Source organism: Flavobacterium hibernum (genome assembly GCF_000832125.1).
Lineage (GTDB): Bacteria > Bacteroidota > Bacteroidia > Flavobacteriales > Flavobacteriaceae > Flavobacterium > Flavobacterium hibernum.
In genome coordinates this window covers 85,541-101,145 of the sequence record NZ_JPRK01000023.1, presented here as the reverse complement: position 1 = coordinate 101,145, position 15,605 = coordinate 85,541, and the positions used below count along the sequence as shown (strand labels likewise).

General features: G+C 34.6%; 7 protein-coding genes. All 7 read left to right on the top strand.

Annotation, left to right across the window (positions count from 1 at the left end):
* The first annotated feature begins 724 nt into the window (after positions 1-724).
* The 7 genes from IW18_RS21145 to IW18_RS21115 all read left to right on the top strand — a co-directional run bounded on the left by IW18_RS21145 (position 725) and on the right by IW18_RS21115 (position 15,559).
* On the top strand, positions 725-4,108 hold the full coding sequence (locus IW18_RS21145; protein WP_041520186.1) for a SusC/RagA family TonB-linked outer membrane protein: 3,384 nt from the start codon (positions 725-727) through the stop codon (positions 4,106-4,108).
* 19 nt (positions 4,109-4,127) lie between these two features.
* Positions 4,128-6,110: a RagB/SusD family nutrient uptake outer membrane protein gene (locus IW18_RS21140; RefSeq protein ID WP_041520249.1), complete on the top strand. Its 1,983-nt coding sequence runs from the start codon at positions 4,128-4,130 to the stop codon at positions 6,108-6,110.
* Between the two features lie 105 nt (positions 6,111-6,215).
* The gene (locus IW18_RS21135) at positions 6,216-7,919 is read left to right on the top strand and encodes a polysaccharide lyase (protein WP_041520185.1); all 1,704 of its coding nucleotides are present in this window, start codon (positions 6,216-6,218) and stop codon (positions 7,917-7,919) included.
* Positions 7,920-8,062: 143 nt separating this feature from the next.
* Positions 8,063-8,734, top strand: coding sequence for a DUF3826 domain-containing protein (locus IW18_RS21130; RefSeq protein ID WP_052480264.1), 672 nt, complete (start codon positions 8,063-8,065; stop codon positions 8,732-8,734).
* A 134-nt stretch (positions 8,735-8,868) separates the two neighbouring features.
* Positions 8,869-10,575, top strand: coding sequence for a polysaccharide lyase (locus IW18_RS21125; RefSeq protein ID WP_041520184.1), 1,707 nt, complete (start codon positions 8,869-8,871; stop codon positions 10,573-10,575).
* Positions 10,576-10,822: 247 nt separating this feature from the next.
* Positions 10,823-13,987: a DUF6298 domain-containing protein gene (locus IW18_RS21120; RefSeq protein ID WP_041520183.1), complete on the top strand. Its 3,165-nt coding sequence runs from the start codon at positions 10,823-10,825 to the stop codon at positions 13,985-13,987.
* 165 nt (positions 13,988-14,152) lie between these two features.
* Positions 14,153-15,559: a glycoside hydrolase family 140 protein gene (locus IW18_RS21115; RefSeq protein WP_041520247.1), complete on the top strand. Its 1,407-nt coding sequence runs from the start codon at positions 14,153-14,155 to the stop codon at positions 15,557-15,559.
* Positions 15,560-15,605 lie beyond the last annotated feature (46 nt).

Here is a 15,605-nt window from a genome sequence, read left to right as displayed (position 1 = left end):
TTTCTTTTTGCAGTTACAGTAACAAACAGAAAAGCAATATACACTTTCAAAATGCAAATAGAGCATTAAAGTTGCAAGATGGTTTTTTGATGAGATTAATAATTGTAAATAATACTTTATAATTATTAATCTCATCAATTGGTTTTAGAGAATACTTATTTTTTTTATTGGTCAGAATTTACGTTTTAAAAAAAATGATCTAAAAAAAATATATACTATGTAAGTTAATTTCTTTGATGGCTCTATTGTAAGTTTTTATTTTATAAAGTCGGTGTTTTTACTAGCATTATTGGAGTTTTTTAGTTTTTACAAGATAAACTTAACCAATTCTGTATCAGTATTCAACTTTGTGAATTTTGCGAAAAAAACAATAAATAATTGTTTTCGCTATTTTTTTTCTACTTTTTCCTCAAAAGTGGTTTTTGTATTGGGTTATATTCAAACTTATTCCTATTTTTTTTCTATTCTGCCTATTATTTCTTTCTTATTTTTATTAATATTGTTTTTTTTACATGTTTTTTTTTGGATAATAGTATTAAAACAGGATAGAGCAGGACGGTTGTAATGTATCATCGTTATATTTTTGGATATCAAAAAATAAATGTGTTTTAAACATTTAATAAATAACTTTAGATAAATTTGAAAGTTGTTTTAGTTTGAAAGAGGCATATTTGTTAAACATGACTGAACTAACGATTACTAACCTAACCAAAAAAAAACATTTATGAAACAAACACTTATAAAGAGATGTAGTTTTCTTTTGTTTGCATTAATGACTGTGATGAGTTATGCTCAAAACACAACTACTTACACTATTGCAACTGTAACAGGAACTGTTACTGACAATTTAGGAGGCCAGTTACCTGGAGTTAATGTAACTGAAAAATCTTCAAAAAATACAGTTACGACTGATTTTAATGGGCAGTTTACTATCAAAGTAAAAACAGGTGGAACTTTGGTATTCTCTTTCATCGGAATGAAGAAATCTGAAGTACCAGTAAATGGACGCTCAATTGTTAATGTTAAATTAGAAGAAGATTCTAATCAATTAGAAAATATTGTTGTAGTTGGTTACGGTACTCAGAAGAAAAAAGAACTTACGGGTGCTATTGCTACAATTAAGCCAGATGATCTAATGGATTTGCCGGTTGCGAATTTATCTGATGCTTTAAAAGGATTGGTTCCGGGACTTTCGGTTTCAGGAGGTTCAGGTCGTCCTGGAGATGCTTCAAGTATTCAAATTCGTCAATCTTTTGGATTCTCAAAAGATGGTAACTCAACAATTCCTTTAGTAATCATTGATGATATGATTCAGGTTGACCCAACAAATGGTAAGCCTACATTAGAGCAATTCAATAGATTAGATGCTTCAGAGATTGAGAGTATTACAGTCTTAAAAGATGCATCTGCAGCAATTTATGGAGCACGTGCTTCGCAAGGAGCGATCGTTGTAAAAACGAAAAGAGGAAAAGCAGGTAAAGCAAGGTTCTCTTACAACAGTCAATTTTCTGTTAATGATGCGGTAAGCCATAGTAAAGTAATGAATGCGGGTGAATTTGGAGTTTTTAGCAATAGATTCTTAGTAAATCAAACACCTACAATAGATCCAATTAGATTGTATTCTGCAACAGAATTGGAGCAAATGAAAGGCTTGAACAACAATTGGTTAAAAGAAGCTTGGAAACCGGCAATTCAGCAAAAACACTCTTTTAATGTTAGTGGTGGTAACGAAGACGTTACTTATTTTGCAGGTGCAACTTACTTTACTCAAGATGCCAATTTAGGGTATCAAAAATATGACAAATGGAATTTCCGTACAGGAATTAACGCTAAAGTTGCTAAAAATTTAGAGCTTTCTGCTGCTATTTCTGGAAATTCAGGAACCATTGATAAAACTTTTAGTAAAGCTTCGGCAAATATTAGTGATGGTAGTTATGCATCTGCTGCTGGTGGAGAACAAGCTGACTACGGATTTTTATTACACATGCCACAACACGTGCCATGGCAAACTACTATTGGAGGTCAGCAATATTATGTGTCTCCGTTTCCTAACTCAAATAAAAACTTAGGAAGTGCAAATGCTAATAATACAATTGCTGGATGGAATTATTTTGCGAATTTAAATAATGGTTCACATCAAATTAGTGATGACAACTCGTATAACGTAAATGCTTCGTTGAACTATAAAGTTGCAGCAGTAAAAGGTCTTTCGGCTAAAGTAACTTTTTCGACAACAAGAAGTTCTAGTTACACAGAGCAAATTCAATTACCATATGATTTGGTAAGAATTAGAAATTACGAAACACAAGACAATCACCTTTTAAGTGCGGCTGATCCAAGTTTTTATAATTTAACAACAAATCCACAAGGAGATTATCTTTTAGAGACTAACATTAGAAATTCAAGAGTATATTATAACAATAGTGATAGTAAAAGTACTCAGGGAGATTTTATGATTAACTATGACAGAACTTTTGGAGATCACCAAATTGGTGCAATGATTGGTGGAGAGGCATCAGAGATCTACAACACAAGTACTCGTTTGGCTTACGAAAATACATCTAAAGATTATTTAGGGAATTATGCTACTGCGGGAATACTTAATGCTTCAAATAGTACTGCAACAAAAGTCGAAGGTGCAACACTTTCTTATTTTGGACGTATTAACTACAGTTATAAATCAAAATATTTAGCGCAATTTCTTTTAAGAAGTGATGCTTCTACAAAATTTGCTCCAGAGCACTATTGGGGATATTTTCCATCACTTCAATTGGGTTGGGTAATGTCTAAAGAAGACTGGTTTTCTAATAATGTGCCATGGGTTGATTTCTTTAAAATTCGTTACTCAATTGGTAAAACAGGAAAAGATAACCTTCAGCCTTGGAAATGGGTTCAGTTTTATGATATTATTGTTGATAAAGGTTTTCAATTTGGAAATAATGGAGGGCTTAACGGCGCTGGTTTAACACCTAGAGTAAATCCAAACAGAGACGCAACTTGGGATACAACCATAAAAAACAACCTTGGTTTTGATATCAATGTTTTGAAAAACAGATTAAGTCTTACGGCTGATTTCTATTACGACAAAACTAGTAATATGTTAACAGATATGAGTAGTGCTGCCGGAGTTCCAATTTCTATTGGAGGTGGATTTGCAGAACAAAACTATGCTGCAATAGATGCTTGGGGAGCTGAGTTTAGTTTAAACTGGAGTGATAAAATAAAAAGTGATATTAGTTACGATATAGGTATTAACTTTAGCTACGCAGACAACGAAGTAAAAAAATATCCAACTCAAGCGATCGTAGCTCCATCTAATAATGCAACAAGAGAGGGAAGATCTGTAGGATTTAATCCGGTTTGGGGATTTGCAACGTGGAAAGGAACTTCGACAGGTGATGGAATTTTACGTACAGATGCTGATATTGCGAACTATTGGGCTTATCTTACAGATCGTGCAACTGCTGCAGGTACAGTGCCAAGATATTTTGATATTAACTCTGCATCAGGAATTAGAAAAGGTTCATTGGCTTACCAAGATGTTGCAGGACAACTTAATCCTGATGGAACTTTAGGAGCTCCAGATGGTCAGATTATGAAAGAGAATGATTATGTGAAATTGGCTAATAGCAGTAGAACTTACGGATTTACAACAAACTTAGGTTTTAAAGTTAAAGGGTTTTATTTAAGAACTCAAATCTCAACGTCATGGGGAGGAGCTAATTTTGTAGATTTAGTACAACAAGGTACTTCTTCAGCAGCGAGTATGTGGTCGCATGAAACATTCTGGAATGATATGTATGGAGAGGATAATCCAAACGGAAAATATCCTAACCTTGCACAATGGTCATATATTTCAAGTCCATCAGATTTTTGGCAACTAAACACTTTCCGTTGTTTTGTTAGAAACTTAAGTGTTGGTTACAGTATTCCTAAAAAAGTTTTTGCTGATACTAAAATTGCAGCGATTACATTAGGGGTAACAGGTAATAACCTTTGGGATTTATACAATCCTTATCCGGATCATTACCGTAATATGTATGACAATTCTTCTGTGGGTTATCCTACACTTAGAACATGGTCGTTTAATTTCAACATATCATTCTAATTAAAAGTCGATGAAAATTATGAAAACAAAATTTAAATATATAGCACTAACATTGGTACTTGCTTTAGGTACATCATCATGTAGTGATAGCTTTCTTGAAGAGAAAAAAAATTACGGTTCTTACGATGATACTTTCTACCAAAGTCAGGAACGTACACAAGCTTATGTAGACAATCAGTATTATGATTTCTTTAGTGCTTTTAAATCTCCAATACAAAGTGTAGTTGGGTCTTATACAGATACAAACTCAAAATTAACTGAAGAGTTGGGAGGAACGCAAGATTATATTAATCCAAATAAAACCCTAATTAATGCGGCAGATGCAAACGCCTATTACGGTGTTAAAATTGGAACTGGTCTAACCAATAGTCCATACAATAGAATTAGAGAGTGTAACAACTTACTAGAAGATATTGATGTAAAAGGAGCTAATCTTGATAAAACATTTCGCGATCAGGCAAAAGGACAAATGTACTATTTACGTGCTTTGCAATATTTTGATTTAATGCGTACTTATGGAGGAGTTCCAATTGTAACGACAGTTCAAGCAGCAGCAGCAGATAATCCTGCAATTCAATTGCCAAGAGCAAAAGTATCTGAAGTAGTAGATCAAATCGTAAAAGATTTCGATATGGCGGCAAGTTTATTGCCTGGAACATGGCCTTCAGCTGGTACAAACTACGGGCGTGTTACAAAAGGAGCAGCTTTGGCACAAAAAGCACGTGTATTATTAACATATGCAAGCCCATTGTTCAATAAAAGCTGGGATGGATCTAATGAGCGTTGGGATGCTGCATTAAAAGCAGGATTGGCAGCAGAAGCTCAATTATCTGCGGATGGTTACGGACTAGTTGGAAATAGTGCAAAACAATGGGAACAAATGTTCTTGGTAGATAATGTATTTTGTCCAGAAGCAATTACAGTTCAATTTATGAAGCCTGATAATAATGCTCAAACTATGAACAACTCTTGGGAAAGAGCGATTCGTTTGCAAGGTCAGGGCGGAGTTGGTGGAGGTACACCAGCACCAAAAGAAATGATTGACTTGTTTCCAATGGCAGATGGTAGAAGACCTACAGCTGCAAATGGATATAATGATTTTACTTTTTTCGTGAATCGTGATCCAAGATTTTATAGAACATTTGCTTTTTCTGGAGTAAGATGGGCATATAAAGAAAATACTACAGCAGTTCTTTGGACATACCGTTGGTTAGATGCAGCAAGTAAAATAGGTTATGCCGATGGAAACAGTTCAGCATCAAGTCCTGCTTTTGTTAGAAAGATGACAAATCTTACTGCTAGTAACGCAACCAATTTCCAATATTCACAAACTGATATTTTTGAATATCGTTATGCTGAATTGTTATTAAATATTGCTGAATGTTATGCTGCATTAGGACAAACAGGAAATACTATCGCATACTTAGGAAGAATTAGAAATCGTGTTGGTATTCCGTCAGCAAATAATTACGGAATAGGAACAATATCTGATAAATATGCTGCAATTGAAGCTGTTTTATATGAGCGTAGAGTAGAGTTAGCTTACGAAGGAAAACGTTTTTGGGATGTACAACGTTGGATGCTTTATGATAATGCGGTACTTCCTGGCGTAACAGGTGGTACAGTAAGTAAACTAGGTTTAGCACCAATCAATGGTACACAAAGAACAGGGAATTTCTTGCAGTTTAAAAATACAGCTGCATCAATTTCTACAGATCCGTTGGCAGCTGCACGTGCAAGTATAGTTGCAGATCCAGATGCTACTAATTTTACAGCTCAGTTAGCAACATTAGCAACTTTTTACAACACTAATTTTATTCGTACAGCATTAGTTACGCCAATGGATAATTTTAATGGAGCAGCGGTTAAAATTAAATTTAATCCAAATTATTATATAAGCGGATTGAATAGTACGGCATTAACTCAAAATACATGGTTAACGCAAACTATTGGTTGGTATGATGCTAATGGTGGTGCCGGAACTTTAAATTATCAAGAATAATTTTAATCTTAAAAAAGACTATAAAAATTATAAAAAATAATCACCTGTATTTCTAGAAGATACAGGTGATTTGTTTAAAAAAGCTTACCACAATTAAAAATTAGTATGAAAAATATCACTTTACCGGCTCTTTTCCTATTGTTTTTAGGAAATTTCCAATGTTTTGCTCAATATCCCAAACTAAGTGCAGAAGTTCAGGCACAAGAAAAAGCGATCAAAGACGAAGCCAACAAACTTTCTGATGAAGCGTGGGAAAAAGCTCTTGTAATTATCGAAGAAGAAGCTAAACACGGCAAGCCATATATTCCATGGGCATCAAGACCAAATGATTTACCACAAGCAGAAATTCCTGCTTTTCCGGGAGCCGAAGGAGGAGGAATGTTTACTTATGGTGGTCGTGGAGGAAATATCTACACTGTAACAAGTTTGGAAGACAGAGGACCGGGAACTTTGCGTGAAGCTTGTGAAAAAGGAGGAGCAAGAATTATCGTTTTTAATGTTGCCGGAATTATCAAAATTAAAAGTCCACTAATTATTCGTGCACCATATATCACAATAGCGGGACAAACAGCACCTGGAGACGGAATTTGTATTGCAGGAGAATCAGTTTGGATAGATACACACGACGTAATTATCAGACATATGCGTTTTCGTAGAGGAGAAACTTTCGTAGGTCGTCGTGACGATGCTATTGGAGGAAATCCAGTTGGAAACATTATGATCGACCACGTATCAGCAACTTGGGGATTAGACGAAAATATGTCTATTTACAGACACATGTACAGCCCGGGTGCAGGTTACCCAGACGAGAAGAAACCTACGGTAAACATTACAATTCAAAACAGTTTATTTGGGGAAGCATTGGATACTTACAACCATGCTTTCGGAAGTACATTAGGGGGAGAAAATTGTGCTTTTGTTAGAAATATGTGGGCAAATAATGCCGGAAGAAATCCTTCAATTGGTTGGAATGGTATTTTCAATTTCGTAAACAACGTAGTTTTTAACTGGTACAACAGATCTACAGATGGTGGCGATTATACAGCCAACTACAACATCATGAACAATTTTTACAAACCAGGTCCGGTTACAGATTTAACACAGCCAATTAGTTATAGAATCTTAAAACCAGAATCGGGAAGAAGCAAATTGCCTTATATGGTTTTTGGTAGAGCTTACGTAAACGGAAACGTAGTAAATGGAAACGAAAAAGTAACCAAAGACAACTGGGACGGTGGAATCCAAATCGAAAACAAAAAAGGAGAGTTAATGCCGTATGTTGAAGCAAAAGATTATTTTGCTAAAATGAAAAGCGACAGACCATTTCCAATGCCATGGTTCAACAAATTTATGACAGCACAGGAATCGTATGATTTTGTACTTAAAAATGTTGGAGCTACTTTACCAATTAGAGATAAAGTGGACGAAAGAATCGTAAGAACAGTAAAAACAGGAGTTCCTGAATATGCAAAAGGATTAGAGAAAAAAACATTCTATCAGTTTGAGCACAGACGTTTACCAATGGATTCTTATAAACAAGGAATTATTACAGATATTTCGCAAGTAGGTGGATATCCAGAGTACAAAGGAAAACCTTATGAAGATACAGACAAAGATGGTATTCCGGACAAATGGGAAAAGAAACACGGTTTGAATCCAAACGATGCTTCGGATGCAAAATTAGATACAGACGGAGATGGATATTCTAACATCGAAGAATACTTGAACGGAACAGATCCAAACCAAAAAACAGATTGGAAAGATTTAGCCAACAATCACGAAACGCTAACAAAATCTTTACAAGAATAGTTTATAAATAAGTTAAAAATAAATCTGCCAAATCTACTACTCGAGCGATAGCGAACAGGCGAAGCAAATCTGCGAGAAAAAGCAAGCAAGTAGATTTAGCAGATTCTTAAAAAATAGCATTGTAATTCATAATTTTTATTAAAATGAAATCAATAAAAAAAGTATCTGTATTGATGATGTTATTGGTATTCGTTACCAGTATTGCACAACAACACTTAGATCCGGAATATATTAAAGTAACCAATGAAAGAGCTACTAAAATTGTCGCAAAATTAGCCTTAGGAAATGCTGAAAAAGAAAAAGCTGTTACCGATATAATTGCGCAACAGTTTAGAGATTTAAGCGAAATCCAAGATGGAAGAGATGCTGAAATCAAAAAAATAAAAGAAGATACAAGTTTATCAAAAGAAAAGCAAAACGAAAAGATTGACAAGCTAAAAGCAAAAGCAGATCAATCTATAGAAAAATTGCACAAAGCTTACTTGAAAAAATTAGGTAAACAATTATCTGAAGATAAAATTACAGAAGTTAAAGACGGAATGACATATGGTGTTTTACCAATAACATATGCAGGATATCAAGACATGTTGCCAGCTTTGACAAAAGAGCAAAAAGAATACATCTATAATGCTCTAGTAGAAGCAAGAGAACATGCAATGGATGGAGGATCGTCTAAAGAAAAACACGGATGGTTTGGTAAATACAAAGGAAGAATAAACAACTATTTATCAAAGCAAGGTTACGATCTAAACAAAGAAAGTGCCGACTGGCATAAACGTGTTGAAGAGAGAGAAAAAGCAAAGGCAAAAAATTAAAAAAACATACTTTTTTCTGATAAACAATTATGTGTATTTACAAAAAATGAAATGTCTTTCTAGCAAAAGAAAACTATGTTTCTATGTGCTAAAAATAAATAAGGTCAGTATTATAATTTCAGATCAAAATTCTCATGCAAAATAACTTTCCAAAAATAACTCTGAAACGAACAATGATGATAGTTTCATTCTGTTCTTTCTTTTCATCAGCATACGCACAATATCCACAAATTCCAAAACCACTTCAAGACAAAACCGATGCAGTTTTGGCCGATGAAGAAAAACGCTTAAGCGAAATTTGGAATGCCAATTACCATATAATCCAAGAAGAAACAAAACAAGGAAAACCTTATTTACCTTGGGCTTCCTATCCAAAAGATTTCGTTCAGGCCGATATTCCTGCTTTTCCGGGAGCCGAAGGTGGAGGAGCTTTTACACAAGGAGGACGTGGCGGAAAAATATTTGTAGTTACAAGTTTAGAAGATAGCGGAAAAGGAACTTTTCGTGAAGCTTGCGAAGCCGTTGGAGCAAGAACAATTGTTTTTAACGTTTCTGGAATAATCAGATTAAAAAATCGCATCAGTATGCGTGCACCATATGTTACAATTGCAGGACAAACAGCACCTGGTGATGGAATTTGTATTGCAGGCGAAACTTTAGAAATCGATACACACGATGTTATTATCAGACACATGCGTTTCAGAAGAGGAGCTACAGAAGTAACAAGAAGAGACGATGCACTTGGTGGAAATGCAATAGGGAATATCATTGTAGATCATTGCTCAGTAAGTTGGGGATTAGACGAAAATATTTCATTATACAGACATCAGTTTCAGCCAAACGATAAGTCAAAACTGGAAAAATTACCAACCTGTAATATTACAATTCAAAACACCATTTCATCAGAAGGATTAGATACTTACAATCATGCTTTTGGTAGTACAATTGGCGGATTGAACAGTACTTTTATGCGTAATTTATGGGCAGATAATATTTCAAGAAATGCTTCTATTGGGATGTATGGAGATTTTAATTTTGTAAACAACGTAATTTTCAATTGGTGGAATCGCTCTCTGGATGGAGGAGATTATCGTTCGATGTTTAACATCATCAATAATTATTTCAAACCGGGACCAATAACACCAAACGATCAGCCAATTCGTTATAGAATTCTAAAACCAGAAGCAGGTTACATGATCCCAAAAACCTACGGAAGAGCTTACGTTGACGGAAATTATATCGATGGCTCTCCAGAAGTTACAGCAGACAACTGGAATGGTGGGATACAATTGGAAGATATGAGTGCAGAGCAAACAAAGTCATATCTGGAATTAATAAAACAGAACAAACCATTCTCAATGCCTAAAATTACCATTATGAAAGCAGAAGAAGCATATGAGTTTGTACTGAATAATGTTGGAGCAACTTTACCAAAAAGAGATGCTGTAGACGAAAGAATAATTAAACAAGTCCGCACAGGAAAAATTGAAGCAAAAGACGGATTAGAAAATGCAATTGGAGCAGAATTTATTAAAAGAAGATTACCAGCTGATTCTTATAAAAAAGGAATAATTACAAATCCAAATCAAGTAGGTGGTTATCCAGACTACAAAGGAAAAGCATACAAAGATTCAGACAATGATGGAATTCCAGACGCTTGGGAGAAAAAATACGGTCTAAATCCAAACGATGCATCAGATGCAAATAAAGATGCAAACGGAGATGGATATACCAATCTGGAAAAATATTTTAACGGAATTGATCCAAAAAGTAAAACAGATTGGACAAAATCTGAAAATAATACAGACACATTAGCAAAGTCTAAAGGATTGTTACAATAAAAGATTAAATTTAGTCGCACGAATAATCTCAATACAAACCTGACGGGTTTTAAAAACCCGTCAGGTTTCTTAAAGAATAGATAAGCATATCGTTTGTCATTTCGACGAAGGAGAAATCACACTCGCGAAGAGCGCACCATTACAGAAGGATAGGATGTGATTTCTCCTTCGTCGAAATGACAAGATTGTAAAAAAGGGATTTTTGTAATTTTATTATTTTCTAAAATCCTAAGAAAGTCAAAATAAAATGAATTTCAGTCAACTACAAAATATAGTTTCCTTTCAAAAAGATAAAATAATTTTGTCTGCTTTGACGATGCTTTTCAGCATCAATATTACAACATCACAAACCACATTTCCAGACATCGTAAAAACCAAAGAAGGGAAACTTTCATTTACAACAGATGCCAAAGGAAATCAAATTCCTGATTTTTCATATGCTGGATATATGGCTTCTGAAAAAGCAATTCCGAATGTTGAGAATAAAATTTTTGTTCCAAAACAAGAAGAAGACGCAACACTGAAAATTCAGGCAGCGATAGATTATGTTGGTAATTTAAAACCAAACAAATCAGGTTTTCGTGGCGCAGTACTTTTAGATAAAGGAACTTTTAAAATCAGTGGAACATTATTTATTAAAAAGTCCGGAGTGGTTTTGCGCGGAAGCGGAAACAATGAAAATGGAACTATATTGTTAGGAACGGGATTAAAAAGAGAAGCACTAGTACGAGTTTTAGGAGTTGATGATAAAAAGTTGGGAGAAACTTTCGAATTCAATACCACTTACACACCACTTGGAACAAAAAAAATCCAATTAAAAAATACGGCAAAACTAAAACCATCAGACGAAATTATTATCAGTAAACCTTTAAGCATTAATTGGATTAAAGAATTAAAGATGGATGATTTTGGAGCAGAAACAGGTTGGATTGGTTGGAAAAAAGACGATTGGGAAATTACCTGGAATAGAGTAATAACCAATATTAATGGAAATGAAGTAACACTAAATGCTCCATTAACAATGACTTTAGACGACGTTTATGGAACTGCAAAAGTAACTTCATATACTTGGTCAGGACGAATTGAACAAATTGGAATCGAAAATATTTTGATGAAATCAACTTACGACGAATCAAAACCAAAAGACGAAGAACACAGATGGTTTGGAATTAGCATTGAAAACGCAAAAAATGCTTGGGTAAAACAAGTTAGTTTCAAACATTTTGCGGGTGGCGCAGTCTCATTATTAAAAACAGCACAGCAAATTACAGTTGAAGATTGTATTGCAACTCAACCAATATCTGAAATTGCAGGTTTTAGACGTCATACTTTTTATACAGAAGGACAGCAAACCTTGTTTCAGCGTTGTTACTCAGAAAATGGGTATCACGACTTTGCAGTTGGCGGATTTGGAACTACAGGCCCAAATGTATTTATTCAATGCGAATCATTTATGCCTTTCAATAACAGCGGAGCAATAGGAAGTTGGGCGACAGGAGTTTTATTTGATGTTTCGTATGTAGACGGACATTCTTTAAGCTACAACAACAGAGAACAAAATGGAAGAGGAGCAGGTTGGACAGCTGCAAATAGTGTTATTTGGGAAACTTCGGCTTCAAAAATAGAATGTTACAATCCGCCAACGGCACAAAACTGGGCTTTTGGAGTTTGGGGCGGAATTATGGCTGGAGATGGTCATTGGAAAGATGTAAACAATCATATTTCGCCAAGAAGTTTATTCTATGCACAATTAGAAAACAGACTCGAAAAACTTCCAGTAAATCCACATATTTATGATTTAGGTTCAGAACCTTCATCAAGTCCAACAATGGAAGTGGCCGAAGAATTAACCAAAAGTTCAGTCGCACCAAAAGAAAGTTTAATTGAATGGATTGCCGAGGTTTCAAAAATAAATCCAATTGATACAAACTCCAAAGGGCTTAAGAGTGCAAACGATTTAAAAGTAAATTCAATAGAAAGTAATACTTCAAATAATACCTCTAAAGTAATTGTAAAAGAAGGTGTACTGATATACGAAAATAAAGTAATTGCAGGAAACAGACTAAGCGTGCCTTGGTGGAGAGGAAGTTTAAGAGACAGCGATATTTCTAAATCATTGCCGGATATTACAAGATTTGTTCCTGGAAGAACAGGTACAGGATTTACTGATAATATCAATGATGTTGTGGATTATTTGAGCACCAATAATATGGTTGCTTTAGAACATAATTACGGATTATGGTACGAGCGAAGAATGGACGATCATGAAAGAGTTCGTCGTTTTGATGCCGATGTTTGGCCACCATTTTACGAACAGCCATTTGCCAGAAGCGGACAAGATTTGGCTTGGGATCAATTAAGTAAATACGACCTCACAAAATTCAATGATTGGTATTGGGAACGTTTGAAATTATTTGCAGATTTAGCCGAATCCAAAGGACAATTATTAGTGAATCAACAGTATTTTCAGCATAATATTATCGAGGCAGGAGCACATTGGTCAAGTTCACCATGGCGTTCTGCAAACAATATAAACAGTACAGGTTTTCCGGAGCCACCGCCATATGCAGGAGACAAACGCATTTTCATGGCAGAACAGTTTTATGATGTTACCAATCCCGCAAGAAGAAAAATACATGAGGGTTTTATACGTAAATCATTAGAAAACTTTAAGGAAAACAGTAACGTAATTCAATTAACAAGTGCCGAGTATACAGGACCACTTCATTTTATGCAATTTTGGTTAGATGAAGTTCAAAAATGGAAAGACGAAACCGGCAAAAAAGCAATTATTGGTTTAAGCGCTACAAAAGATGTTCAGGATGCTATTTTAAATGATGCACAAAGACTAAAAACAGTAGACTTAATAGATATTCGTTATTGGTATTATAAAGAAGACGGTTCAGCGTATGCGCCCGAAGGAGGAAAGAATTTGGCACCAAGGCAACATGCCAGAAAATTAAAAACAGGAAAAGAAACAGACGATCAGGTTTATCGCGCCGTTCGTGAATATCGCGAAAAATATCCTGAAAAAGTAATCTTATATTCAACAGATGCATCACCAAAATTTGGATGGCCAGCTTTAATGGCGGGAGCTTCTTTACCGAATATTCCACAAATTAAGCTTCAGGACTTTTATTCTGCTTTAAGCGAAATGAAATTTGTAGAACGAACAACTTTTTCAGACAATCTTTGGAAATTAGAAAACAAAGGCAAAAGTTATCTTTTTTATCTAAAGAATAATCAGGATATTTCAGTCGATCTTTCCAATTATAAAGGAGATTTTGAAGTTTACACAATCAATGCAACAACAGGAAATATCACGAAAAAAGCAAACATAAGCGGAGGAAAACAAGTAACAATTCCGCAAGCTGAAATAAAAGAAAAAGTGCTTTTTGTAGTGAAGAAATAGTTAGCCACAGATTTCACAGATTAAAAGGATTAAAAATTTAGAATTAAAAATTATAATTTATCTACTTAATCTGTGGGAAAAACTTAAAGTAAAAGCTTGGAAAATCCATTAAATCAGTGTAATCTGTGGCAAAAAAATAAAAACACAATTCAAAATAAAACCAAAATGAATCTGAAAATCAAATATTTATACGCTCTTTGTATAAGCTTTATGTTTACAGCGCAAAGTGCATATTCACAATCTACGCCAAAACAAAATGATACTTTACCAAGTATTAAAATTTCGCAAAACCAACATTATTTTGTTACCGAAAATGAAAAACCATTTTTTTGGTTAGGAGATACAGGTTGGCTGACATTAGGGAAATTGAACCGTGCAGATGTAGAAAAATATTTTCAGGATCGCAAAGAAAAAGGATTCAATGTAGTACAAGTTATGGTTTTGCATACCTTAAACGTTAAAAATGCTTATGGCAATGCAGCATTGACCAACGAAGACATTTCGAAACCCTTAGTAACTCCAGGAAACGATTTTAATAATCCGGCAGAATACGATTATTGGGATCATGTAGATTATGTTTTGGATGTAGCACAAAAAAACGGAATCTATCTTGCAATGGTTCCAGTTTGGGGAACCAATGTTTCAAAAGGTGATAAAGTAAGCAAAGAACAAGCGCAAAAATACGCCAAGTTTTTAGCCAACAGATACCAAGACAGAACCAACATTATTTGGTTAAATGGAGGAGATACACACGGGAATGAATTTACCACAATTTGGAATATAATTGGAAGTACCTTAAAAATTCACAATCCACGTCAATTGATTACTTTTCATCCTTTTGGAAGAACAGATTCTTCAGATAATTTTCACAATTCGCCTTGGTTAGATTTTAATATGTTTCAATCGGGTCACAGAAGATACGATCAGGATACACTACCGAAGTCTTTCAAAGAAGACAATTACAAATTTGTACAAAGAGATTTAAGTTTAAAACCTATAAAACCAACACTGGACGGAGAACCATCTTACGAAGGAATTCCGCATGGTTTACACGATACACTACAACCAAAATGGACAGATAATGACGTAAGAAGATATGCATATTGGTCAGTTTTTGCCGGAGCCGCAGGTTATACTTACGGACACAATGCCGTAATGCAAATGTTTAAAAAAGGAGATAAAGGAGCATACGGAAACAAAGAACTTTGGACAGATGCAATTAACGCACCAGGAGCAAAACAAATGATTTACGTTAAAAAATTGATGTTAGAATTCCCGTATTTAGAAAGAGTTCCTGATCAATCAATGATTGCCAATCAAGGCGAAAAATATGACTATTTAATCGCAACAAAAGGAAAAAAATACGCTTTGATTTACACTTACACAGGACGAAAAATAGTACTGAATATGGGTAAAATAGCAGGCGAAAAAGTTACTGCAACCTGGTACAATCCAAGAAACGGACAAAAGACAAAAATTGGAGTTATAGACAATAAAGGAACAAAAGAATTTCAACCATCAGGCAGTAAAAAAGACGGAAATGACTGGGTTTTAATTTTAGAGTCAAAATAAGAAATTACAATAAAACCCTATAGGTTTTATCCCGAGGCTACGGGAC